The sequence below is a fragment of the Aromatoleum aromaticum EbN1 genome (assembly GCF_000025965.1).
Taxonomy (GTDB): Bacteria; Pseudomonadota; Gammaproteobacteria; order Burkholderiales; family Rhodocyclaceae; genus Aromatoleum; species Aromatoleum aromaticum.
On sequence record NC_006513.1, the window covers coordinates 3,532,492 to 3,555,310 of the forward strand.

The following is a 22,819-nucleotide window of genomic DNA, read 5'->3' on the forward strand; positions in this document are numbered from 1 at the left end:
ACGATCAAATCGGAACGGGTTTGTGAGGCCAAGCGTGGCAACGTCGTTTGTCAGGCCGGCTACCCTCGCGCGCTTTGCGCGGAGACCGAGGATGCCGGCGGAGCGGATTGCCATGCACAAGATCAGGGAGCTGTTACGGCTCAAATACGACTGCGCGCTGTCGCATGAGCGCATTGCCCGCGCGCTGTCGATTTCCAAAGGCGTGGTCGCCAAGTATGTGAAGGCGGCCGAGGAGTGCGGCCGGCCGTGGGCCGAGTTGTCGGCGGCCGACGAGGCAGAGTTGCGCCGGGTGCTGGGGGTCGCCCGGCGTGGACGTGGCGCGAGCGTCGCGAATGTGCCGCCGGATCTGGCGGCGGTGCATCAGGGGCTCAAGCGAAAGAACGTTACGCTGGCGCTGCTGTGGGAAGAGTACGTGCAGACGGCCGACGGGCCGAGCTATCAGTACTCGCGCTTTTGCGACCTGTACCGCGCGTTCGCCCGCACGCTCAAGCGCTCGATGCGCCAGGTTCACCGCGCCGGCGAGAAACTCTTCATCGATTACGCGGGCGACACGGTGCCGATCGTCGACGCCGACACGGGCGAGATTTCCCGCGCGCAGATCTTCGTCGCGGTCCTCGGGGCCTCGAGCTACACCTTCGCCTGTGCCACGGCGACGCAGTCGCAGGCCGACTGGCTGGGGTCGCTTGCCCGGGCGCTGGCCTTCATCGGCGGCGTGCCCGAGCTCGTGGTGCCCGACAATACGCGCTCGCTCGTCGGGCAGGCCGACCGGTACGAACCGCAACTGCAGCGCACCACCGCCGAGTTCGCCGCGCACTACGGCGTGGCGATCCTGCCCGCGCGCCCCTACAAGCCGCAGGACAAGGCCAAGGTCGAAGTCGGCGTGCAGATCGTGCAGCGCTGGATTCTGGCGCGGCTGCGGCATCAGCGTTTCTTCTCGCTGGGGGAGTTGAACGAGGCGATCGCCGCGTTACTCGAGCCGCTGAACACGCGTGCCTTCCGGCGCCTGCCAGGCTCGCGCCACGAAGCGTTCGAGACGCTCGATCGGCCGGCGCTGCGCCCGTTGCCGGCCACGCCCTTCCAGTTCGCCCAGTGGAAGCGGGCCAAGCCCAACATCGATTACCACGTCGAGTTCGACGGGCATTACTACAGCGTGCCGTATGCGCTCGCCGGCCAACCGGTGGAGTTGCGCATCACCGCGAGCAGCATCGAATGCTTTGCCGCAGGCCGTCGCGTTGCGGTGCATGCGAGAAGCCACCGGCACGGGGCTTTCACCACGCTCACCGAGCACATGCCCGCATCGCATCAGGCGCACCGTCAGTGGTCCCCGGGCAAACTCATCGCCTGGGGTGCCACGGTCGGACCTCACACCGAGCAGGTGGTCAGCCACCAACTCGAACGCATGCCGCACCCCGAGCAGGGCTACCGGGCATGCCTCGGGCTGATGCGCCTCGGTCGTCAATACGGCAACGAACGCCTCGAAGCCGCGGCGACCCGCGCCGTCACCCTCGGGGCAATGCGTTACCGCAGTGTCGCCTCGATCCTCAAGAGCGGGCTCGACCGCGCACCGCTCCCCACTCCCACTGCCGCTAGCCAAACCGAACTGGCGCTCCCCGCCGTGCACGAGAACCTGCGCGGGGCGCGCTACTACCACTGATTCCACCCACCGGAGAACATCGATGCTGATGCAACACAGCCTGCAACAACTGCGCACCCTGCACCTGGAAGGCATGGCCCGCGCCTTCGAGGAGCAGCTCACCCAGCCCGCCATCACCGCGCTCAGCTTCGAGGAGCGCTTGGCGCACCTCATCGATCGGGAGTGCCTGCTGCGCGACGGCAAACGCATCGATCGGCTGCTCAAGGCCGCCCGCATCAAAGCCGCTGCCGCCTGCCTGGAGGACGTCGACTACCGCGCCGGGCGCGGCCTCGAGCGCAGTCAGATCGCCGCGCTCGGAACCGGCCAGTGGATTCGCCACCACCAGAACTGCCTCATCACGGGCCCCACCGGCAGCGGCAAGACGTGGCTCGCCTGCGCGCTCGCCAACGCGGCGTGCCGGCAGGGCCTCGCGGCCTACTACGTGCGTCTGCCGCGGCTCTTCGAGGAGCTGCGCATCGCGCATGCCGATGGCAGCTTCAGCCGACGCCTCATGCAGCTCGCGCGCATGGATCTCATCGTCATCGACGATTGGGGCCTGGCCGCGCCGTCGGCGCAGGAGCGAAGCGACCTGCTGGAGCTGCTCGACGACCGCGTCGGCACGCGTTCGACCGTGATCACCAGCCAGCTGCCGATCGAGCACTGGCACACCTACCTGGGCGACCCGACCTTCGCCGATGCGATCCTCGATCGCGTCGTGCACGCCGCGCACAAGCTCGCCCTCAAGGGCGAGTCGATGAGAAGAAAGGAAAAGGCATGAGGCCGTGCGCGCGAGACGCCTTACCCACAGGCGCCCGCCCGCCAGCGTATGAGGCGCGCTGGCGGCCGCCTGTGGATAAGCCTGCGCCGTGCCCCGAATTGACCGTGATCGTGACCGACACGGTTAGAATCTGAACACCACGCTTCGCGCGCAGACCCCCCGGTCACGTTCGTCGGTGCAGGCGGTCACGTTCGTCGGAATGCGCACCGGGGCTGATGGTACGGCCCGATAACCGCATCATGTCGTGGAGCATGGTGCGGCTTTTTATTTTTTGCAGACGAATATGAAAAAACTGAAAGTCATGTCCGTGGTCGGCACCCGGCCCGAGATCATCCGCCTGTCGCGCGTGCTGGCCGCGCTCGACCGGGATTGCGAGCGATGAGCAGGTGGGCCAAGTGTGCGAAGACAACCAGGTGGAGAACTTGCTGGGTCTGGCTGAAAAGCTGCTGGCGCAGATCGAGACGGACGCCGGGCTGGCGGAACGGTGTTTGGGGTTGTTCGAGCAGCGGTTTGCGGTGCGGCAGACGGTGAAGCAGATTGTGGCGGCGCTGGAGTGAGTGAAGGTGTAGGTGATGCGTAGCGCGCTGTTTGCGGCTGCCTGCCTGGCGGTGGCGGTGCTGTCGCTGCTGCCCGGCACGGCGCTGCCGCCGGTGGCCTTCAACGTGTGGGACAAGGCGCAGCACGCGGGCGCCTTTGCCGCGCTGGCCGTGCTGGGCCTGTGGGCGTTTCCGCGCTGGCCGGTGGCGGTGGTGGGGGCGTTGCTGGTGTATGGCGTGTTCATCGAGCTGGCCCAGGACGCCACCGGCTGGCGCTATGGCGACTGGCACGATTGGCTGGCCGATGCGGTGGGGGTGACGCTGGGGTTCATGGCGTGGCGGTGCGGAGCGTGGTTCAGCTGCAGTGCGGGCGCGCCAGCAGTGCGCTAAGGACTCGTTAAAAAACAACTTGAACAGTAAGGTCGACGCCGTTATGCTGCGCAAATGGCATCTACCGATGATGAGATTGAGCAGCGTTACCAGCTTTTGTCGAGCCGGCTGGATGAGCGACAGCGTCGGCTGTTTGTAGCGACGGAGGCGAAGGTGTTTGGCCGAGGCGGCATTTCGGCCGTATCGAGGGCGACGGGGGTATCGCGCGTAACGATCACGGCTGGCCTGGGTGAGCTGGAATCTGACGCGGTTGCGGAGTCCGCCCCTTTGCCGCCAGGGCGAGTGCGTCGTTTGGGCGGGGGGCGCAAGAAGCTTGCGCAGACCGATCCCACCCTGCTGTCCGACCTTGAAATGCTGATTGACCCGGTGACACGGGGTGACCCTGAGTCGCCGCTGCGCTGGACCTGCAAGAGTTTGCGGAAATTGGCCGACGAACTGCGTAGCCAGGGGCATCAAGTGAGCCATGTCGTCGTGGGGGAACTGCTCAAGGCGCAAGGCTACAGCCTGCAGGCCAATGCCAAGACGCTTGAAGGGGGCGATCATCCGGATCGCGATGCTCAGTTTATCCAGATCAATGCCCGCGTCGGAACTGCGCTCGAAGCGGGCGAGCCGGTCATCTCGGTGGACACCAAAAAGAAGGAGCTGGTCGGCGCCTACAAAAATGCCGGTCGGGAATGGGAGAAGGCCGGCCGGCCGGTCGAAGTCAAGGTGCATGACTTCATTGATCCCGATTTGGGACGTGCCAACCCATACGGCGTCTATGACGTTGGCGCAGACCAGGGGTGGGTCAGTGTAGGGACCGATCATGACACCGCGGCCTTTGCAGTGGAGTCGATCCGCCGCTGGTGGTTCGCCATGGGCCAAGCCCTATACCCCGGAGCCCGCGAATTGACGATCACGGCAGACGGCGGTGGGAGCAACGGCTCTCGAGTGCGTCTGTGGAAGCAGGAATTGCAGACGCTGGCCAACGATCTTGGATTCCCGGTTCGGGTTTGCCATTTCCCGCCGGGCACCAGCAAGTGGAACAAGATCGAACACCGGTTATTCTCGTTCATCAGCATGAACTGGCGCGGTCGCCCGTTGATCAGCCATGAGGTCATCGTCAATCTGATCGGCTCCACAACGACTCGTTCCGGTTTGGCAGTGCGCGCGCAACTCGACACCAACATCTATCCCAAGGGAGTCAAGGTCCCTGACGACGCATTCGCCGCTATCAATATCGAACGCGATCCTTTCCATGGCGAATGGAATTATCGAATCAGCCCCAGAGCCCAATAATTGTTCAGGTTATTTGCGAACAATTCCTAATTGAGGATACAGGACGAAACGAGGTGTTCTGGTTTCCAGCATCAGGTTATCAGCGCGAACAAAGGGACACCCACTTTGTCCTTGCCCGGTAACCGGGCGGGCAAAAGGGCTGTCTTCTCTCATTACACATAAATACACAACAGGATTGATCGCTGCGCAACATCTACCGGCAGGCCGGATGGGATTGGAGGTGAGGAACATGTTGTATCCCGTGTACGTGCATAAGGACGAGGGCCGCGTGCTCACCCCGGCGGCGCTACCTCCCAAGTTCCGTAGTCAGGTCCTGCACGAGGCGCAAGCAGTATGAACAAGAAGGCCCTGCGGCTGAACGACTACGTGCACCCCGTGCGCGATGCCGCTGATCGCATCCAGCGTTACACGTTTGGCAAATCGCAGCTCGATTTCACCGCGGACGAGCAACTGCAGGATGCCGTCGTTCGCAACATCGAGATCATCGGCGAGGCCGCCCGCAACGTCAGCCTGCATGCGCCGGAATTCGCGCAGCAGAACGTCCAGATCCCTTGGGCAGCACTGTACGCCATGCGAAACCGGGTGAGTCATGGCTACTGGACCATCGGGGCGATCGGCCCGAGGGGCGCGGCCCCCTCTATCGGCCGGCGGCCGAATCGCCGTGAGCTCAGATCTTGATGATCGTATCGCTGTAACGCGACACGAGATGGTCATGCGTCATCAACCGCATCGGTTCGACAAGCGCCTGCGCCACCAGAATCCGGTCGAACGGATCCTGGTGGTGTGCAGGCAGGTCCTCGACCGCCACGACATGTTCGGCTTCGATCGGTAGCAATCGATAGCCCGACTCGCCGAAGTAGCGCGCTGCATCCTGGCTGGAGACGGGCATATCGCCGCGCCCGAGCGAATGTTTGATGGCAATTTCCCATACGCTTGCAACGCTGACCCAAACCGTGGTTTTGCGCGACGAAATCAGCTCTCTGGCTTTGTGCGGCAGCTTCGGACTGTCCGTGATTGCCCACAGGGCGACGTGCGTATCCAGAAGCAGATTCAAGATTGCTCTCCGCCCATGAACAGCTGCGCCACTTCCTCGTTGCTGGCGTCGATGTTGTCCGGCACCTCGAATTTGCCTTTCGCAACACCGAGGCGCTGGCCTTCCGGCAGCGTGTCGATCGGCACCAGCTTGGCGACCGGGCGGCCATTACGGGCGATGACGATCTCGCGTTCCTCCCCTAGCTCGATGGCTTCGACCAAACGGAACAGCGAAGACTTTGCCTGAAGCATATTGACGGATTGCACAGGGTTCTCCTGAAATTCGAGATTAGTCTAGTCTGGCTAACCTGCGAGTGCAACCTGAAGTGCCGTGTGCGAGCCGTCGCAAAACGTGGCCGATCACCGATTTTGCCGCGATGTTGGGATATGCTCGCGCCGGTCGGAAAATTCGAGAAACATAAACGGAGTACGCGGAATGAGCACGTATCAGGAAATCCTCGCGCAGATCGAAGCGCTCAAGCAGCAGGCCGAAGAAATGCGGCAGGCCGAGATCGCCGGGGTGATCGCCGATATCCGGCAGAAGATCAGCGACTACAACCTCAGCGCGGCCGACCTGGGCTTCGGCGCGCCGGCGCGGGCCGAGAAACCGGCTGCGGGCAAGCGTGGGACGGTGAAGGCGAAATACCGCAACCCGGCCACCGGCGCGAGCTGGTCCGGCCGCGGCGTGATGCCGAAGTGGCTGAAGGCCGAACTGGATGCGGGCAAGGCGAAGGAGGCGTTCCTGATTGCGGATGAAGGGGCGCAAGTGTGATGAATTGCGTTCGCGACGGGGATCGATTGCGATGAAATCCGGAGCCGGGATTTCGGGGGTGCCCGCCGCGGGCGGGGAACGGGTGTGGAAAATCGTCGCCCTGGCGGCAGTGGTCGCGCTCTTCACCGGCGGCGGCCACACGCAGGCGGTCGCGGGGCCGTGGGACAAGCTGATGCTTGCGACCACGTTCAGCGTGCTGGCGCTGTCGCTGGTGCGCGGTTTTTCGCTGCCGCTCGTCCGGGCAGGCGTGGCGGTGGCGTTGTTCGGGGTCACCGACGAGCTGCATCAGACCACCTTGCCGGGACGCGATCCCCGAGCGGGGGACAGGGTCTTTGCAATCAAGCGCTCGCCCTCGCGGGCGTTTTGGCGGCGGCTGGGGCCAGTCGGTGTGCGCCATGGAGGTGAAGAGGCGTCGGGCGGGGCGGAGAGTTCACGCTGCCCTGCGGGGCTGCGCCTATAATCGGGTTAGCCAACTTGCTCAGGAAGTGTCGTTATGTCCCAGTCTACGAAGCAAAGACTCGGTTTTCTGAGCTCCTCGCCGCCGTGGAGCATGGCGAGCAGGTGATCATCACGCGGCGCGGGCGGGCGGTCGCTCGGATCGTCGCCACCGAGGAGCCGCCCGAGTCCACCGAGTCGCGGCGTGCACGGGTGGCAGGTACTTTTGCTCGGCTGCGGGAACTGCGGCAGGGCTTGACTCTGGACATGGATGTTCGCCAGGCGATCGAAGACGGTAGGGACTGATGCCATTCGTCCTGGATGTTAGCAAAATCGCTAACATCCAGGGCATGAACTGGACAGTCAGTTACTTCAACGAGCGCGTGCGGGAGGAAATCACCAAATGGCCAGTCGGCATCTACGCTGACTTCCTGCGCCTCATCTTCCTGATGGAAGAGCACGGTGCTGACCTGCGCCTGCCGCACTCTCGCGCCATGGGCGATGGCCTCTTCGAGCTGCGCTGCAAGGGTGAGGAAGGAATTGGCCGAGTGTTCTACTGCACGTTGGTCGGACGCCAGATCGTCATCCTGCACAGCTTCATCAAAAAGACGCAGGAAACTCCAGACCGGGAGCTGAAGACTGCCCGCAAGCGACTGAAGGAGGTCAAACATGGATAAAGAGCATTTCAAGCCGGTTCGCCTGGACACCAAGGCCGAACTTGCCCGTGCCATGCAACGGCCGGGATTCAAGGCTGCGTGGGACGGACTGGAGGAAGAGTACGCGGCACTCAACGAGCTGCTCCAGGCGCGCAAGCAAGCCGGCCTGACGCAGGAAGAAGTCGCTGCGCGCATGGGCACGACCAAGAGCGCCGTGTCGCGTCTGGAAGCATCCATTCGTAGCGAAAGCCATTCGCCCTCGTTCGCCACGCTGCGCAAGTACGCACACGCCTGCGGCAAGCGACTGGTCATCAAGATGGTTTAATTGAAAAATCGGGGACGGACGGGAAGGATCCCGATTTTTCGGTGATTACCGCTGATACCACGCTCGGCGTGCTGTGCAGCGAGCATCCCGGCATCGCGGTGCTGACGGAGCCCGAATCGGTCAGCGCGCTGATCGAAGGCATCGAACGCTGCCCGAGTCATTGCTGGCCGAAGTCCTCGACTTCGCCGAGTTCTTGCGGGCCAGGCATGCCGGGCCCGCATCGGTCGCAGGCGGCCGCGATTTGCGCGATTTGTGCGACGGGCTGGAACACTCGACAACTTTCAATGAACCCCCCGAGCTCATCCAGCGGCGGCTGCGCGATGAATGGCGCTAAGTTCCTGCTGGACACCAATTTCATCCTCGGGATGCTGAAGTCTTCACCTGCCGTTCTGGAGACGCTGGCTACCAGGCATTTGACTGCGAGCCAGTGTGCGTTCAGCGCAGTTACGCGGATGGAGTTGCTGGGTTTCCCGGGCACCCGATGAGGAGCGGTTGATTCGGACGACGCTCGAGCAGTTCCGATATCTGGCGATCAGCTTCGAGGTGGAAGAGAAAGCCAGCACTCCACGCTTGACGAAAAAGGACCCCTCCGACCCCAGTGCGAGCGGTGTCCTGTTCAGTCGCGACGAGCACGCTGACCCGATAGTAACTGTAATGACAATGCCTCTACGTCTTCCTATACTGGCAACCTCAAGCAAGAGGAGCGACGATCATGTCTGCGGCCAATTCCATCGCCAAACGCGACACATTGAATCTGCGCATTAAGCCCGAAGTGCGCGGTTTGATTGACCGCGCGGCCAAGGTGCGGGGCAAGAACCGCACCGACTTCATCCTGGACGCGGCACGCAATGCAGCCGAAGAGGCGTTGCTGGATCAGGCTTTGTTCCTGGTCAGTGAAGACGCCTATGCCGAGTTTGTCGAGCGTCTGGACCGATCCCCTGCACTCAATCCGCGACTGAAAAAGACTTTGCAAACACCGGCGCCGTGGGACAAGCGGTGAGTCTGACCGCGCCAGAACCCTTGACTGCGCACCACGACACCAGCGCATTTGCCTGTGGCGTCGAGAATCTGGATCACTGGCTCAAACAGCGCGCCCTGAAAAACCAGGCCAGCGGTGCGTCACGCACTTTTGTGGTTTGCGAAGGCAAACGGGTGCTTGCCTACTACGCGCTGGCGTCCAGCGCGGTAGCAGCGGAAGCCGCCACAGGTCGCCTACGGCGCAACATGCCCGATCCCATTCCGGTTGTGGTTCTGGGACGGCTTGCCATCGATCGATCGTTGCAGGGCGGCGGCATCGGTCGTGCCCTGGTGCGTGATGCGTGTTTGCGCGTGCTTGCCGCAGCCGACGCCATTGGCATTCGTGGAATGATCGTTCATGCCTTGTCGGAGAGCGCTCGGGCATTTTACGAGCGTGCCGGATTCGACCCGTCTCCCCTCGATCCCATGACTTTGATGGCCACCATTGCCGATCTGCGCGAGGGGCCGTAACGCAGAACAGTAATGATGAAAGAGCTGCCCCATTTGCCCATTTTAACCGTTATGATCATTATGGTTAGAGAGGAGAGCGGGCAATGATTACCCAGACCAGTGCAGTGGCATTCAGGCAGAACCTTGGCGAGATGCTCAATCAGGTGCAGTACCGCCACGACAGCGTGGTGATCAACAAGGACGGGAAGCCGGTGGCGGCCCTCGTCGATGCGCGCCTGTTCGAGCGTATTCGGCGCATTCAGGGGCGTTTCGAGGCCTTGTGCGAGCGCATCGAAGCGGGATTTGCTGCTGTGCCCGAAGCGCAGGGCCTGGACGAAATCGACGCGGCAGTTGCGCTCGAGCGTGCGCAGCATCGCTCGTCAACGCCGCGCTGATGGCGTCGCACACGCTGCGCGTCGTTCTCGACACGAATGTGCTGCTCTCGGGCATTGCCTACCCGGGTAGCGTGCCGGGCAAGATCATGGCCGCCTGGCGCCACGGCTCCGTCGATGTCGTGCTGTCGTCCTTCATCCTGGACGAGTTGCGACGGGTTCTCCCTCGACTCGCCAATCGACACGGATTGTCGGCCACCGAGATTGACGACCTGGTCGACATCCTCTCCATCCTCGCCGTGGTGATCGACCCCTTGCCGGCGGCCGAAGCAGAACTGCGAGATATCAATGACCTCCCGGTGCTGGGCACCTTGCTTGCCGCACGCGACAACGAGGGCGCCGATTACCTGGTGACCGGCGACAAGGACCTGCTCGTTTTGGCCGAACGTTTTCCGATCGTCACCCCTGCGGAGTTCTGGAAAAGGCATGGCGGTTTGTGAGGTGGATTCAGCCATCGCTCCGTTTGACCGATCGTGCAGGGTTCTCCTGAAATTCGAAATTAGTCTCGTCTGGCTAACCCGCGCGTGCCCCTGAAGCTTCGTGTGCGAGCCGTCGCAAAACGTCGCCGATCACCGATTTTGCCGCCCTGTTGGGATATGCTCGCGCCGGTCGGAAAATTCGAGGAACATAAACGGAGTACGCGGAATGAGCACCTATCAGGAAATCCTCGCGCAGATCGAAGCGCTCAAGCAGCAGGCCGAAGAAATGCGGCAGGCCGAGATTGCCGGCGTGATCGCCGACATCCGGCAGAAGATCAGCGACTACAACCTGAGCGCGGCCGATCTGGGCTTCGGCGCGCCGGCGCGGGGCGAGAAACCGGCTGCGGGCAAGCGCGGAACGGTGAAGGCGAAATATCGCAACCCGGCGGCCGGCGCGAGCTGGTCCGGCCGCGGCGTGATGCCGAAGTGGCTGAAGGCCGAGCTGGAAGCGGGGAAGGCGAAGGAGGCGTTCCTGATTGCGGATGAAGAAGCGCAAGTGCGATGAATCGCGTCTTGCTTGCGCGCTGTGAGTGCTTGACCTTTGCCACTGTCTACGCAGGAGAATCCACGAACAAGGAGACGCACGATGGCCAGACTGTCTTTGCGGCATCGAACAGGGCGGTGACAAGCAGCTTGTCCAGCTCTGAATTGGGCTCTATATTTAGAGCCAATTCAGAAAGGAGAAATGAAATGGACGCGATCTACGCCGACTTCTCGGTCAGCATGTCCGAGTTCAAGAAAAACCCGGCCCAAGTGCTGCGCACCGCTGGCGAAAAACCCGTGGCGGTACTCAACCATAATCGCCCGGCCTTCTACATGGTGACACCCAAGCTCTTCGAGGCGCTGCTCGATGAGTTGGCCGACCGCGACTTGGTGGAACTTGCACGGCAGCGAGTGGCACGCAAGGAAACTGCGGTCGAGGTGGATATTGACACTCTCTGACTCGTCCTCGACACCCACGCGCTATCGCCTGAAGTTTCTGCCCGAGGCCCTCGCTGAGTGGAACGCGCTGGACGGCAGCGTCAAGGAGGTGCTGAAGAAGCTCTTGCGGAAGCGACTGGAGTAACCCCGCCTGCCCGGGGCCGAACTTCATGGCGATCTGCGCGACTGCTACAAGATCAAGCTGCTCAAGCAGGGCTATCGGTTGGTTTACCAAGTCGAAGATGATGTGCTGGTCGTACTCGTCCTGGCAGTGGCCAAACGCGAGGATATGGCGGTTTACCGAACAGCGGTAGATCGTTTGCTGTCCCGACAGTAACCCCTCACGCTGCTTTGCCTATGCTGCGCATTCCGACGAACGTGACCGCCTACGCCTGCGAGTTTCTCGACAAAGGACCGCATGCTGGAACGGTTTCTGGCGGAGCGCTGAGCGCCTCCGCCCGGCCGACCCGCCCGGCACACCGGACACGCCTACGTGGTGCTCGCGTACCGGCTGCGAGTGGCGGATTCGATCACGCTGGCCCTGCCCGAAGCGCAGCACGCGCTATCGGTCGCCTACGGCGCAACATGCCCGATCCCATGACTTTGATGGCCACCATTGCCGATCTGCGCGAGGGGTGAGGAAGGAATTGCAAGCGCCTGGTCATCAGGAAAGTCTAATCCCGCTACCTGCGTACCGACGCAGCGCCACCCCCGGAATCGGCGTGACAGCTTGATGTTGAGGTGTACTACTACCCTGTAGTATCACACTATCGGAGAAGCAGACATGACCAACGAATGACGTCTGGAAGGTTGTGAGCGGATGAATGGTTTGACGATGGACGGGACGGGGCAGCGGTCGATGGGCTGGATGGCGTGGGTCGCGGGGTTGATGCTGGTGTTCGCGCCGCTGGTGCGCGGGGCGAACCGGCCGCTCGCGTTGCTGGCGCTGGAACTGCTGGCGCTGTTGCTGTTGGCGGGCGCAGTGGCGCGGCCGGTGTTCGTCGAGCGGCTGTCGCGGCCGTTGCTGCTGGCGCTGGCGATGATGGTCGCGGTGCCGTTGCTGCAGCTCGCGCCGCTGCCGTTCGAACTCGGGGCAACGCTGCCGGGGCACGGGGCGTATGCCGTCGCGCAGCGGGAAGCGGGCGCTGCGCCGGATTGGCTGGCGCTGTCGACGGTGCCTTATCTCACCGAGCAGGCGCTGTGGGCGCTGCTGCCGCCGCTGGCGGTGTTCCTGGTTGTGGTCGGGCTCGACGACACGCGGGTGCGGCGGCTGGTGATGGTGTTTGTCGCGGTCGCGGTGTTCCAGGCGGTGATGGGCCTGATGCAATACGGCGCGGGGCCGGAGTCGGCGCTGCGCTTCGGTTACGAATCGTCCGGCGACAGCGCGATCGGCACCTATGCGAACCGCGGACACCTCGCGGGCCTGCTGCTGATGGCGCTGCCGATCGGCCTGGCGCTGCTCGCGTCGACGATTTTTTCGCTGGACGAATCGGCGAGCCGTCGCCAGCGGCGGGGCGGAGCGCTGTACCGGCTGAAAGCGCTCGTCGCCGGCGAGGGCGAGATGAACCGCACGGCGGTGTATGCGGCAGTGTGCATCGCACTCCTGCTCGGCATCGTGTTCGCGCGCTCGCGCAGCGGGATCGCGCTCGGCATGGTCGGCGTGGTGTTGTCGGCAGTGGTGCTGATGCGCAATTTCGGCGCCGGTTTCGCGACGCGCATGGTCGGCGCAGTGTCGGCGCTGGGGGTCGCGCTGGCGGTGGCGATCGGGCTCGCCCCGGTGTTCGCGCGCTTTGCGCAGGACGCAACCGCCGATGCACGCTGGCCGATCCTCGATGCGACGCTGGAAGCGGCATCGGCGTTCTTCCCGTTCGGCAGCGGCATGGGGACGTTCCCGGCAGTGATCCGGGCGTTCCATCCGGCCGAGATCGGCGGCGAGGTGTACATCAACCACGCGCACAACGATTTCGCCGAGTGGTGGATGGAAGGCGGCGTGCCGGTGCTGGTGCTGATGCTGACGCTGGCGGCGATCTACCTGCTGCGCTGGCGCGCAGTGTGGGCGGTGCGCAACTGGCGGCCGCTGCACATGATGCAGGTCGGCGCTGGGCTGGGCGTGCTGCTGATCCTGCTGTTCGGGCTGACCGACTACAACCTGCGCATCCCCGCGAATGCGGTGTACTTCGCGTTCCTCGCCGCAGTGTTCTTCCACCCCGGCGAGCGGGAACGGGAGCGCCGGCGCCGGGAGGAGCGTCGTCGGCCGGCAGCGGTCGCGGAACCCGTGGCCGCGCAGGCGAGGGCGGAGCCTGTCGTGCCGCCGATGACGTGGGCGGGGGAGGCCGGCGCGGGAGCGGGGCGCAATCCGTTTGCGGATTGAGTGTGGAGCCGGAGGCACTACGCGGTGTGGGATATACTTCCGCCGTATCCCATTCCATGAACTGGAGACATCCATGACCACAACCACCGTCTTCACGAACAATCGCAGCCAGGCCGTGCGACTGCCGGCAGACATGCGCTTGCCCGCGAACGTCAAGCAAGTGGACATCCGCGCTCGCGGGTTGGAGCGAATCATCGCGCCGGTGGGCCATACGTGGGATTCGTTCTTCATCGATGGGCCGCAGGTTGCCGACGATTTCATGGAAACCCGCGCCAGCCAGGAACAGCAGGAACGCGAAGCCCTCTGATGCTGCGCTATCTGCTCGATACGAACATCGTGATCTACGTGATCAAGCGCCGGCCACTGTCGGCATTGGCGCTGTTCAACGTGAACGCGGGACATATGGCGATCTCCTCGATCACCCTCGCGGAGCTGATGCACGGCGCCGAGAAAAGCAATGCGCCGGCGCGTTCGCTTGCCGCCGTGGAGGATTTTTGCAGCCGCCTCGAGGTGCTGCCATACGGTCCGAAAGCCGCAATGCACTATGGCAACATCCGTGCTCGACTCGAGTCTCGCGGTCAGACGATCGGTGTCAATGACCTGCACATCGCAGCCCACGCACGCAGCGAGGGTCTGACGCTCGTGTCGAACAACTTGCGCGAGTTCGAGCGGGTGGAAGCATTGCAACTGGCGAACTGGGCAATCTGAGAACTGTCAATCATCCGCCTGCCGGCAGTGCTGGCCGAGCAGTTCAGTCAGAAACTGTGCGAGTACGAGGATTCGAAGAAAATGCCGTACGTGACGAGCATAGAGCAGAGCGGAATTGAAAAGGGTATACGGCAGGGCATGCAACAGGGCAGGCATCAGGGCGAGGCGGCGGTGCTGGTGCGCCAGCTGACCCGGCGTTCGCCCTGTTAAATGTGCAGCCGCTGCAGCAGTTCGCGTTCGATCTTGACGACCCGGGCATCCTGCGACAGCCCGTTTCCGCTGAGCAGGAACGTATCTTCGACGCGTTCGCCGAGCGTCGCGATCTTCGCGGTGTGCAGGACGATGCCGTTCTGCGCGAGCACTTCGGCGACCGCGAACAGCAGCCCGCGGCGATCGGCCGCGGTCAGCGACAGGATGTAATGCCTGCCGGACTCGTCGGGCAGGATGCTGACGCGCGGCGTGATCGGGAAATGCTTCACCTGACGCGACAGCCGGCCCGCGGACGGGCGGTCGGGCGGGGCGGATTTTTTCAGGCGTTCGGTGAGCTCGTGCTCGATCAACGTGATGACGTCGCGGTAATGCTCGGCGTTGCCCGGGTCCTGCAGCATGAAGCTGTCGAGCGCGTAGCCGTGGCGCGTGGTGTGCACCTTGGCGTCGAGGATCGAGAAGCCGAGGCGGCCGAAGAAACCGGTCAGGCGCACGAAGAGATCCTTCTGGTCGCGCGTGAACACCATCACCTGCACGCCCTGGTCGGCGTCGGAGACGCGCGCCTTGACGACCGGCTCGAGGGCGTCGGGGCGGTAATACAGCGTGCGGCTGTGCCACGCGATCTCTTCGGCCGAATGGCGCATGAAATACACGGCATCGAGCTGGGCCCACAGCGCGTCTTCGACGCCGGGCCGCAGCCCGTGGTAGCGCAGCAGGGCGCGCGCGTTTTCCTGGCGGTCGTCGAGCCCGAGCGCCTCCTGCGGCGTCGCGCCGCGCAGCAGGCGCCGGGTGGCGAAGAAGAGATCTTCGAGGAGCTTGCCTTTCCAGCCGTTCCAGACCTTCGGGCTGGTGCCGCGGATGTCGGCGTGCGTGAGCAGATACAGCGCGGTCAACCGCCGCTCGGTGCCGACAGTGTCGGCGAAGCGCCCGATGACGGCGGGGTCGGAGGTGTCTTCCTTCTGTGCCACGTGGGACATCGTGAGGTGATGCTCGACGAGCCACACGACGAGATCGGCGTCTTCGCGGGCGAGGTGGTGATGCTCGCAGAATTCGCGTGCGTCGATCGTGCCGAGCTTCGAATGGTCGCCGCCGCGTCCTTTCGCGATGTCATGGAACAGTGCGGCGACGTACAGCAGCCAGTGCCGGTCGAAAGCCATGATGAGCTGCGCCATCAGCGGATATTCGTGCGCGTGCTCGCCCATCGTGAAGCGGCGCATGTTGCGCAGCACCATCATGATGTGCTGGTCGACGGTGTAGACGTGGAACAGGTCGTGCTGCATCTGCCCGACGATGCGTCGCCACGAGGGCAGGTAGCCGCTGAGGATGCCGTACTGGTTCATGCGGCGGAACTCATGCACGATGCCGCGCTTTTGCTGCAGGATCGCGACGAAAAGCTCGCGGTTGTGCGGGTCGGCACGAAACGCGGCGTTGATGCGCTTGCGGTTGAGCCACAGGGCGCGCAGCGTGCGGGCCGTCATGCCCTTGAGCTCGGAGCGCTGCTGGAGGATCAGGAAACACTCGAGCAGCGCCGACGGGTGCCGGGCGAAGGTGTCGTCTTCGCGCATGTCGAGCAGCTCGCGCACCGCCTGGAAGCGCTCGTTGATGACGATCGCCGCGCCGGCGCGGCGGGGAAAGATCTCGACGCCGTAGTTCTGCAGCAGGATGGTGTTGGTCTGCGTGACCTTCTTCGCGTTGACGTAGTAACGCTGCATGAACACTTCGGAGGCGCGCTTGGCTGCGGTCGCCTCGATGCCGAGGGCGCTGGCGAGCCTTTCCTGGTAGTCGAACAGCAGCCGGTCTTCGCTGCGCCCGGTGAGGTAGTGCAGGCGGATGCGCACGTGCTGGAGGAAACGCTCGATGCTGCGCAGGTCGCGCGCTTCGGCGCCGGTGATCAGCCGCCGGCGCGCGAGGTCGCGCCAGTTGCGCCCGAGCCCGGCGGCCCGCGCGATCCAGCCGAGCATCTGCAGGTCGCGCAGGCCGCCGGGGCTCTCCTTGCAGTTGGGTTCGAGCGCGTAAGGGGTGTCGTTGTAGCGCGCGTAGCGCTTTTCCTGTTCGAGCTGCTTGGCCTTGAAGAACACGCGCACGTCGAGCAGCGCGCGATAGCGCCGGCAGAATTCCTCGAACAGTGGCCGGTTGCCTTCGAGCAGGCGCGATTCGAGCAGGTTCGTCTGAACCGTGATGTCCTGTTCGGCGGCGTCGATCGCTTCAGCGACGGTGCGGGCGCTGTGGCCGATCTCGAGCCCGACGTCCCACAGCGCACCGAGCAGCACGGACAGGCGCGCCTGCATCGCGTCGTCGGCGGTGTCGGGCAGCAGCACCATCAGGTCGACGTCGGAACACGGGAAGAGCTCGCCGCGGCCGTAGCCGCCGACCGCGAGCAGCGCCACGTCGGCGGGCATCGCGCACGCGCGCCACAGGCGGTGGATGGTCTCGTCGACGAGGTGCGCGCGGCCCTTGAGGACGGTGGATGTCGCCGGATGGCCCTCGTAGGCCATGCGGATGCGCATGCTGCCATCGGCGAGACGTGCACGGGCCTCGGCAATCGCGGCCTGGACCGCCGCGTCCGTGGGGATCGCCGCGGTGCTCATCGCGCCTCAGGCAAGCGCCGGGAACAGCGGCGCGACGAGCGCCGGCGGTGGAGGACAGTCCGCCGAGAGCGTCAGCACTTCGACGCCGGTGTCGGTGACGAGCACCATGTGCTCCCACTGCGCGGACAGGCTGCGGTCTTTCGTGACGATCGTCCAGCCGTCGGGGAGCTCGGAGATCGCCGCCTTGCCGGCGTTGATCATCGGTTCGATCGTGAAAGTCATGCCGGGGCGCAGCTCGATGCCGGTGCCGGCCTTGCCGTAGTGCAGCACCTGCGGTTCTTCATGGAACTTCAGGCCGATGCCGTGACCGCAGAATTCGCGCACCACCGAGAAGCCGTTGCTCTCGGCGTGCTTCTGGATGATGTGGCCGATGTCGCCGAGCCGGGCGCCCGGGCGCACGACGGAGATGCCGAGCCACAGGCATTCGAGCGTCACCTGGCACAGGCGCTTCGCGAGGATCGACCCGTCGCCGACGATGAACATCCGGCTGGTGTCGCCGTGGTAGCCGTCCTTGATGACGGTGATGTCGAGGTTGACGATGTCACCTTTCTTCAGCGCCTTGTCGCCCGGCACGCCATGGCAGATCTGGTGATTGACCGACGTGCAGATCGACTTTGGGTAAGGCGGGTAGCCGGGCGGGGCGTAGTTGAGCGGCGCGGGGACGGTGTGCTGCACGTTGACCATGTAGTTGTGGCACAGGCGGTCGAGCTCTCCTGTCGTCACGCCCGGCTGGACGTAGGGCGTGATGTAGTCGAGGACTTCCGCGCCGAGCCGGCCGGCGACGCGCATTTTCCCGATTTCTTCCGGCGTCTTTATTGTGATGCTCATCGTTTCGTGGGGTCGCGTGTAAATGAGAAAGGCTAGCGCATGCGCAGGCGCGCGGCAAATTCATGCTGCCCCGCGGGAGGCGTACGGGCGCGGCGAGCGCGAAGCCGCCTTGAGTGGAGAATGGCATAGCTGCTATTATCTCGGGCTTGTCTGCCGACCGAGGCGGGCAAAATCCACACGCCCGGCATCGTACCGAAAGGGTCCGCCGGATCGAGGCAAGTGCCTCGTGGCGGTTTTAGGCACTGAAATGAGGTTGCCGAAAGATCGCGGAGAAATCCGCGAGCGTTTGCGAATATCCGACTCTGACGGTATTTGCGAACGGGCAATCGTGCCGGGCGGCGGTTCAACCCTGAAAATCCGGAGTTTCAAATGACTGTCACGATGCGTCAGATGCTCGAAGCGGGCGTCCACTTTGGCCACCAGACCCGATTCTGGAATCCGCGCATGGCCCCGTACATTTTCGGCCAGCGCAACAAGATCCACATCGTCAACCTCGAAAAGACGATGGGCAAGTACAACGAAGCGATGAACTACGTGCGCAAGCTCGCGGCCAATCGCGGCACGATCCTGCTCGTCGGCACCAAGCGCCAGGCACGCGAGATCGTCTCCGAGGAAGCCAGCCGTGCCGGCATGCCGTTCGTCGATGAGCGCTGGCTCGGCGGCATGCTGACCAACTTCAAGACGGTCAAGCAGTCGATCAAGCGCCTCAAGGAAATGGAAGCGATGGTCGAGGATGGCTCGATCGAGCGCCTGTCCAAGAAGGAAGCGCTGATGGCGACGCGCGAAATGGACAAGCTGAAGAAGAGCATCGGCGGCATCAAGGACATGGGCGGCCTGCCCGATGCGATGTTCGTCATCGACGTCGGCTACCACAAGATCGCGATCACCGAAGCGCAGAAGCTCGGCATCCCCATCGTCGCCGTCGTCGATACCAACCATTCGCCCGAGGGAATCGACTACGTGATCCCCGGCAACGACGACTCGTCGCGTGCGATCCGCCTGTACGCTCGCGGCGTCGCCGACGCGGTGCTCGAAGGCCGCAGCCAGGCGCTGCAGGACGTCGTCGCCGCGGGTTCGGACGAGTTCGTCGAAGTCCAGGAAGACGGCTCGGACGAGCAGGCCTGAGCCCTGCCGGCCTTTGATCGCGTCGAATTGAATACGGAATACAGGAGTTAGCATGGCGGAAATTACCGCAAGCATGGTCAAGGAACTGCGCGAGAAAACCGACGCGCCGATGATGGAGTGCAAGAAGGCGCTGACCGAAGCCGCGGGCGACCTGGCCAAGGCCGAGGAAATCCTGCGCGTCAAGCTCGGCAGCAAGGCGAGCAAGGCAGCGTCCCGCGTGACCGCCGAAGGCATCGTCGCCACTTGGCAGTCGGCCGACGGCAAGCTGGCCGCGCTGGTCGAAGTGAACTGCGAGACCGATTTCGTCGCGAAGAACGACGACTTCCTCGCGTTCTCCGCTGCGGTGGCCGAACTGGTCGCGACGCGCAATCCGGCCGATGTTGCCGCGATCGGCGCGCTCGACCTCGGCGGCCAGACGGTCGAACAGGTGCGCACCGCGCTCGTCGGCAAGATCGGCGAGAACATCACGATCCGCCGCTTCACGCGGATCGACGCGCAGGGCGCGGTGGCGAGCTATATCCACGCCGGCGCCAAGATCGGCGTGCTGGTCGACCTCGTCGGCGGCTCTGAGGCGCTCGGCAAGGATCTCGCGATGCACATCGCCGCGGCCAAGCCGAAAGCGCTGATGGCGTCCGAGATTCCGGCGGAGCTGATCGACACCGAGCGCCGCATCGCGATCGAGAAGGCGCGCGAAGCCGGCAAGCCGGAAGCGATGCTCGACAGGATCGCCGACGGCACGGTGCAGAAGTTCCTGAAGGAAGTGACGCTGCTCGGCCAGCCGTTCGTCAAGGACGACAAGCTGACGATCGAAGCCCTGCTGAAGTCGCGCAACGCGTCGGTGGCGAGCTTCGTGCTGTACATCGTCGGCGAAGGCATCGAGAAGAAAGTGTCCGACTTCGCCGCCGAAGTGGCTGCGCAAGCCGCCGCCGCGGCACAGAAGTAAGGGCCGCCAGATGAGTGTCGCCGCCTACAAGCGCATCATGTTGAAGCTGTCCGGCGAAGCCCTGATGGGGGACGATTCGTACGGCATCAACGAGGATGTGGTCAGCCGCATCGTCGCCGAGATCGCCGAGGTGAATCGCCTCGGCGTGCAGGTCGGCGTCGTGATAGGCGGTGGCAACATCTTTCGCGGCATGAAGGGCGCTGCGTCCGGCATGGACCGGGCGACCGCCGACTACATGGGAATGCTCGCGACGGTGATGAACGCGATGGCGCTCGCCGACGCGTTCCGCCGTGCCCAGGTCGAGGCGCGCGTGCAGTCGGCGCTGCGCATCGACCAGGTCGTCGAGCCGTACATTCGCGGCCGGGCGATCCGCCACATGGAAGAAGGCCGCGTCGTGATCTTCGCTGCCGGCACCGGCAACCCCTTCTTCACGACCGACACCGCGGCGGCGCTGCGCGGGTCGGAGATGGCGGCGCAGATCGTGCTGAAGGCAACGAAAGTGGACGGCGTGTATACCGCCGACCCGAAGAAAGACCCGCAGGCGCAGCGCTACCACCGCATCAGCTTCGACGAGGCGATCGGCCGCAATCTGGCCGTTCTCGACGCGACGGCGTTTGCGTTGTGCCGCGACCAGAAACTGCCGATCAACGTGTTCTCGATCTTCAAGCCGGGCGCGCTCAAGCGCGTCGTGCTCGGCGAGGACGAAGGCACGCTGGTCCATTCGTGAGGACTCGACGATGATCCCCGAACTCAAAAAGACGACCGAGCAGAAGATGCAGAAGTCGATCGACGTGCTGAAGGCGGACCTTGCGAAGGTGCGCACCGGTCGCGCCCACACCGGGCTGCTCGACCACGTCATGGTCGAGTACTACGGCAGCATGGTGCCGATCAGCCAGGTGTCCAACGTGACGCTGATCGACGCACGGACGATCGGCGTGCAGGTGTGGGAAAAGCCGATGATGCAGAAGGTCGAGCGGGCGATCCGCGACTCCGACCTCGGCCTCAATCCCGCGAACCAGGGCGACATCATCCGCGTGCCGATGCCGGCACTGACCGAAGAGCGCCGCCGCGACCTGACGAAAGTCGTCCGCCACGAGGGCGAGGCGGCGAAGGTCGCGATCCGCAACTTGCGTCGCGACGCCAACCAGCACCTCAAGGATGCGGTCAAGGACAAGACGATCTCGGAAGACGACGATCGCCGCGCCCAGGAAGACATCCAGAAGCTCACCGACCGGAACATCGCCGAAATCGACAAGCTGCTCGCGCAAAAAGAGCAGGAACTGATGCAGCTCTGATCCTCCCGGATCATCTCCAATCCGGACGAACCGCGGGAGACGCATCATGACGGAATCATCCTTCATCAGTTCGACTCGCGACGTCCCCGCGGTGTCGGGCGTTCCCCGGCACATCGCGATCATCATGGACGGCAATGGCCGCTGGGCGCGCAAGCGGTTCCTGCCACGCGTCGCCGGCCACAGCCGCGGCGTCGAATCGGTGCGCAGCGTGATCCGCGCGTGCATGGAACGCGGCGTGTCCTACCTCACGCTGTTCGCGTTCAGCTCCGAGAACTGGCGCCGCCCGGCCGACGAGGTGTCGTTCCTGATGCAGCTGTTCATGCGTTCGCTGCAGAAGGAAGTCGACCGGCTCCACGACAACGGCATCCGTTTTCGCGTCATCGGCGACCTGTCGCGCTTCGACCCGAAGCTCGTCGACATGATCCGTCGTGCCGAGGCGCGCACCGCCGCCAATGAAAAGCTGACCCTGACGATCGCCGCGAACTACGGCGGCCGCTGGGACATCCTGCAGGCGATGACGCGGATGCTGGCGAAGCACCCCGAGCGGCGCGAAGGGTTCACTGAAGAGGACCTGTCCGGTGAGCTGTCGCTGAACTACGGCCCGGAACCGGACCTCTTCATCCGCACCGGTGGCGAACAGCGGATCAGCAACTTCCTGCTGTGGCAGCTCGCCTATTCCGAGCTTTATTTCACCGATACGTTGTGGCCCGATTTCGACGTCGCGGCGCTGGACGAGGCGATCCGCTCGTACCAGGCGCGGGAGCGCCGTTTCGGGCGGACCAGCGAGCAGCTTCGTCAGGCCGAAGGCGCGGTCTCTCCGTCCAGCGGCCATGCTTAGGACGCGCATCATCACGGCGCTGGTATTGCTGGGGGGCCTGCTGGCGGGGATCTTCCTGCTGCCGCCGTGGGGCTGGCTCGCGTTCGCCGCGACCATCTGCGCGGCAGCAGCGTGGGAGTGGGGCGGCCTCGGCGGCTTTCCCGCTGGCCGGCGCAGCGCGTTCGCGGCGCTGATGGGCGTCGCCTGCCTGCTGACCGGCGCGATGAGCGGGCTCGCGAGCGACGTCGCCTCTCCACCGGCCGGGCTCGCGGCGCTGTACCTCGCGAGCGGCGTGTTCTGGGTTGCCGTCGTGCCGCTGTGGCTGGCGAGAAAATGGCGCATCACCGGCGCGGCCGGCACTGTGATCGTCGGCCTCGTCGTGCTGCTGCCGCCGGCGCTCGCGCTGGCGCACCTGCGGATGCTCGGTCCGTGGCTGCTCCTCGCGGTGATGGCGGCGACGTTCGTGTCGGACATCGCGGCGTATTTCACCGGGCGCGCGTTCGGTCGCCACAAGCTGGCGCCGGCCATCAGCCCGGGCAAGACCTGGGAGGGCGCTGGCGGCGCGGTTGCCGGCGTGCTCGTGTTCGCGCTGATCGTTCTGGCTGCGAGCGCGCCGTCGATGCTCGACGGGCGCACCATATTGCTGGTGGTTCCGCTGCTCGCCGCATTCACGGCCGTCGGCGTCCTCGGCGACCTTTTCGAGTCGCTTCTCAAACGTCAGGCCGGCGTCAAGGACAGCGGCAGCCTGCTGCCCGGGCACGGCGGCATCCTCGACCGCATCGACAGCCTGACCTCAACTCTTCCGCTGGCCGGTCTGGCGGCTTTATGGCTGGCCCTCTGATC

The 22,819-nt window shown here is 64.3% G+C and carries 33 protein-coding genes; 29 read left to right on the top strand and 4 right to left on the bottom strand.

The window, feature by feature from the left end; translation table 11 throughout:
* Positions 1-91: 91 nt before the first annotated feature.
* The 6 genes from istA (at position 92) to EBN1_RS16855 (ending at position 5,293) form a co-directional block, all read left to right on the top strand.
* Positions 92-1,654 (top strand): IS21 family transposase, encoded by a 1,563-nt coding sequence (gene istA / locus EBN1_RS16830; protein ID WP_011239172.1) that lies wholly within the window; start codon positions 92-94, stop codon positions 1,652-1,654.
* A gap of 22 nt (positions 1,655-1,676) precedes the next feature.
* Positions 1,677-2,411 (top strand): IS21-like element ISAzo4 family helper ATPase IstB, encoded by a 735-nt coding sequence (gene istB, locus EBN1_RS16835; protein ID WP_011239173.1) that lies wholly within the window; start codon positions 1,677-1,679, stop codon positions 2,409-2,411.
* 395 nt (positions 2,412-2,806) lie between these two features.
* Positions 2,807-2,968 (top strand): hypothetical protein, encoded by a 162-nt coding sequence (locus tag EBN1_RS16840; protein ID WP_157866643.1) that lies wholly within the window; start codon positions 2,807-2,809, stop codon positions 2,966-2,968.
* A 15-nt stretch (positions 2,969-2,983) separates the two neighbouring features.
* Positions 2,984-3,337 carry a VanZ family protein gene (locus EBN1_RS16845; RefSeq protein ID WP_011239175.1) on the top strand — a complete coding sequence of 118 codons (354 nt, stop codon included), beginning with the start codon at positions 2,984-2,986 and terminating at the stop codon, positions 3,335-3,337.
* Positions 3,338-3,391: 54 nt separating this feature from the next.
* Complete coding sequence (locus tag EBN1_RS16850) at positions 3,392-4,615, top strand: ISAzo13-like element ISAzo13 family transposase (RefSeq protein WP_011237251.1); 1,224 nt, start codon at positions 3,392-3,394, stop codon at positions 4,613-4,615.
* A gap of 333 nt (positions 4,616-4,948) precedes the next feature.
* Positions 4,949-5,293, top strand: a complete 345-nt coding sequence (locus EBN1_RS16855; protein ID WP_011239177.1) for a HepT-like ribonuclease domain-containing protein — start codon at positions 4,949-4,951, stop codon at positions 5,291-5,293.
* On the opposite strand, the gene EBN1_RS16860 is transcribed toward EBN1_RS16855, so the two are convergent.
* Both EBN1_RS16860 and EBN1_RS16865 read right to left on the bottom strand, forming a co-directional pair.
* A complete protein-coding gene (locus EBN1_RS16860) occupies positions 5,283-5,669 on the bottom strand; it encodes a type II toxin-antitoxin system VapC family toxin (protein WP_041646537.1) in 387 nt (128 codons plus the stop codon). The genes EBN1_RS16855 and EBN1_RS16860 overlap by 11 nt on opposite strands.
* Positions 5,666-5,914, bottom strand: coding sequence for a type II toxin-antitoxin system Phd/YefM family antitoxin (locus EBN1_RS16865; RefSeq protein ID WP_041646538.1), 249 nt, complete (start codon positions 5,912-5,914; stop codon positions 5,666-5,668). The genes EBN1_RS16860 and EBN1_RS16865 overlap by 4 nt, the downstream gene beginning before the upstream one ends.
* A gap of 169 nt (positions 5,915-6,083) precedes the next feature.
* Between EBN1_RS16865 and EBN1_RS16870 the strand changes: the two genes are divergently transcribed.
* The 17 genes from EBN1_RS16870 (at position 6,084) to vapC (ending at position 14,173) form a co-directional block, all read left to right on the top strand.
* Positions 6,084-6,419, top strand: coding sequence for an H-NS histone family protein (locus EBN1_RS16870; protein WP_011239179.1), 336 nt, complete (start codon positions 6,084-6,086; stop codon positions 6,417-6,419).
* Entirely contained in the window at positions 6,400-6,879 is a 480-nt protein-coding gene (locus EBN1_RS16875) for a VanZ family protein (RefSeq protein WP_011239180.1), read from the top strand. Before EBN1_RS16870 ends, EBN1_RS16875 begins: the two co-directional genes overlap by 20 nt.
* Before the next feature lie 14 nt (positions 6,880-6,893).
* Positions 6,894-7,160 carry a type II toxin-antitoxin system Phd/YefM family antitoxin gene (locus tag EBN1_RS16880; protein ID WP_011239181.1) on the top strand — a complete coding sequence of 89 codons (267 nt, stop codon included), beginning with the start codon at positions 6,894-6,896 and terminating at the stop codon, positions 7,158-7,160.
* Entirely contained in the window at positions 7,160-7,531 is a 372-nt protein-coding gene (locus tag EBN1_RS16885) for a type II toxin-antitoxin system RelE/ParE family toxin (RefSeq protein WP_011239182.1), read from the top strand. The genes EBN1_RS16880 and EBN1_RS16885 overlap by 1 nt, the downstream gene beginning before the upstream one ends.
* Positions 7,524-7,835 carry a helix-turn-helix domain-containing protein gene (locus EBN1_RS16890; RefSeq protein WP_011239183.1) on the top strand — a complete coding sequence of 104 codons (312 nt, stop codon included), beginning with the start codon at positions 7,524-7,526 and terminating at the stop codon, positions 7,833-7,835. Before EBN1_RS16885 ends, EBN1_RS16890 begins: the two co-directional genes overlap by 8 nt.
* Before the next feature lie 41 nt (positions 7,836-7,876).
* Complete coding sequence (locus EBN1_RS16895; protein ID WP_011239184.1) at positions 7,877-8,320, top strand: type II toxin-antitoxin system VapC family toxin; 444 nt, start codon at positions 7,877-7,879, stop codon at positions 8,318-8,320.
* Between the two features lie 227 nt (positions 8,321-8,547).
* Complete coding sequence (locus tag EBN1_RS16900; RefSeq protein WP_041646540.1) at positions 8,548-8,835, top strand: type II toxin-antitoxin system TacA family antitoxin; 288 nt, start codon at positions 8,548-8,550, stop codon at positions 8,833-8,835.
* Entirely contained in the window at positions 8,832-9,323 is a 492-nt protein-coding gene (locus EBN1_RS16905; protein ID WP_011239186.1) for a GNAT family N-acetyltransferase, read from the top strand. Before EBN1_RS16900 ends, EBN1_RS16905 begins: the two co-directional genes overlap by 4 nt.
* 83 nt (positions 9,324-9,406) lie before the next feature.
* A complete protein-coding gene (locus EBN1_RS16910) occupies positions 9,407-9,697 on the top strand; it encodes a type II toxin-antitoxin system Phd/YefM family antitoxin (RefSeq protein WP_011239187.1) in 291 nt (96 codons plus the stop codon).
* Positions 9,697-10,134 (top strand): putative toxin-antitoxin system toxin component, PIN family, encoded by a 438-nt coding sequence (locus EBN1_RS16915; protein ID WP_011239188.1) that lies wholly within the window; start codon positions 9,697-9,699, stop codon positions 10,132-10,134. The genes EBN1_RS16910 and EBN1_RS16915 overlap by 1 nt, the downstream gene beginning before the upstream one ends.
* Positions 10,135-10,339: 205 nt before the next feature.
* Positions 10,340-10,678: an H-NS histone family protein gene (locus EBN1_RS16920; RefSeq protein ID WP_011239189.1), complete on the top strand. Its 339-nt coding sequence runs from the start codon at positions 10,340-10,342 to the stop codon at positions 10,676-10,678.
* A 185-nt stretch (positions 10,679-10,863) separates the two neighbouring features.
* Positions 10,864-11,115: a type II toxin-antitoxin system Phd/YefM family antitoxin gene (locus tag EBN1_RS16925; protein WP_011239190.1), complete on the top strand. Its 252-nt coding sequence runs from the start codon at positions 10,864-10,866 to the stop codon at positions 11,113-11,115.
* Positions 11,102-11,239, top strand: a complete 138-nt coding sequence (locus EBN1_RS16930) for a type II toxin-antitoxin system RelE family toxin (RefSeq protein ID WP_277813115.1) — start codon at positions 11,102-11,104, stop codon at positions 11,237-11,239. Before EBN1_RS16925 ends, EBN1_RS16930 begins: the two co-directional genes overlap by 14 nt.
* A gap of 33 nt (positions 11,240-11,272) precedes the next feature.
* A complete protein-coding gene (locus EBN1_RS16935) occupies positions 11,273-11,431 on the top strand; it encodes a type II toxin-antitoxin system RelE/ParE family toxin (protein WP_277813127.1) in 159 nt (52 codons plus the stop codon).
* 483 nt (positions 11,432-11,914) lie between these two features.
* Positions 11,915-13,465: an O-antigen ligase family protein gene (locus EBN1_RS16940; RefSeq protein ID WP_011239193.1), complete on the top strand. Its 1,551-nt coding sequence runs from the start codon at positions 11,915-11,917 to the stop codon at positions 13,463-13,465.
* Positions 13,466-13,538: 73 nt separating this feature from the next.
* A complete protein-coding gene (vapB, locus tag EBN1_RS16945; protein WP_011239194.1) occupies positions 13,539-13,772 on the top strand; it encodes a type II toxin-antitoxin system VapB family antitoxin in 234 nt (77 codons plus the stop codon).
* Positions 13,772-14,173, top strand: coding sequence for a type II toxin-antitoxin system tRNA(fMet)-specific endonuclease VapC (vapC, locus tag EBN1_RS16950; RefSeq protein ID WP_011239195.1), 402 nt, complete (start codon positions 13,772-13,774; stop codon positions 14,171-14,173). Before vapB ends, vapC begins: the two co-directional genes overlap by 1 nt.
* 206 nt (positions 14,174-14,379) lie before the next feature.
* On the opposite strand, the gene EBN1_RS16955 is transcribed toward vapC, so the two are convergent.
* On the bottom strand, positions 14,380-16,968 hold the full coding sequence (locus EBN1_RS16955) for a [protein-PII] uridylyltransferase (RefSeq protein WP_011239196.1): 2,589 nt from the start codon (positions 16,966-16,968) through the stop codon (positions 14,380-14,382).
* A gap of 6 nt (positions 16,969-16,974) precedes the next feature.
* Complete coding sequence (gene map, locus EBN1_RS16960) at positions 16,975-17,796, bottom strand: type I methionyl aminopeptidase (RefSeq protein ID WP_011239197.1); 822 nt, start codon at positions 17,794-17,796, stop codon at positions 16,975-16,977.
* A 369-nt stretch (positions 17,797-18,165) separates the two neighbouring features.
* Between map and rpsB the strand changes: the two genes are divergently transcribed.
* Genes rpsB through EBN1_RS16990 form a run of 6 tightly spaced genes read left to right on the top strand, consistent with a single transcriptional unit; the run spans position 18,166 to position 22,817 of the window.
* The gene (rpsB, locus tag EBN1_RS16965) at positions 18,166-18,921 is read left to right on the top strand and encodes a 30S ribosomal protein S2 (RefSeq protein WP_011239199.1); all 756 of its coding nucleotides are present in this window, start codon (positions 18,166-18,168) and stop codon (positions 18,919-18,921) included.
* Positions 18,922-18,973: 52 nt separating this feature from the next.
* Positions 18,974-19,864, top strand: a complete 891-nt coding sequence (tsf, locus tag EBN1_RS16970; RefSeq protein WP_011239200.1) for a translation elongation factor Ts — start codon at positions 18,974-18,976, stop codon at positions 19,862-19,864.
* 10 nt (positions 19,865-19,874) lie between these two features.
* A complete protein-coding gene (gene pyrH, locus EBN1_RS16975; RefSeq protein ID WP_011239201.1) occupies positions 19,875-20,591 on the top strand; it encodes a UMP kinase in 717 nt (238 codons plus the stop codon).
* 10 nt (positions 20,592-20,601) lie between these two features.
* Positions 20,602-21,159, top strand: a complete 558-nt coding sequence (frr, locus tag EBN1_RS16980; protein ID WP_011239202.1) for a ribosome recycling factor — start codon at positions 20,602-20,604, stop codon at positions 21,157-21,159.
* Between the two features lie 46 nt (positions 21,160-21,205).
* Positions 21,206-21,997, top strand: coding sequence for a polyprenyl diphosphate synthase (uppS, locus tag EBN1_RS16985; RefSeq protein WP_011239203.1), 792 nt, complete (start codon positions 21,206-21,208; stop codon positions 21,995-21,997).
* The gene (locus EBN1_RS16990; protein WP_011239204.1) at positions 21,990-22,817 is read left to right on the top strand and encodes a phosphatidate cytidylyltransferase; all 828 of its coding nucleotides are present in this window, start codon (positions 21,990-21,992) and stop codon (positions 22,815-22,817) included. Before uppS ends, EBN1_RS16990 begins: the two co-directional genes overlap by 8 nt.
* Positions 22,818-22,819 lie beyond the last annotated feature (2 nt).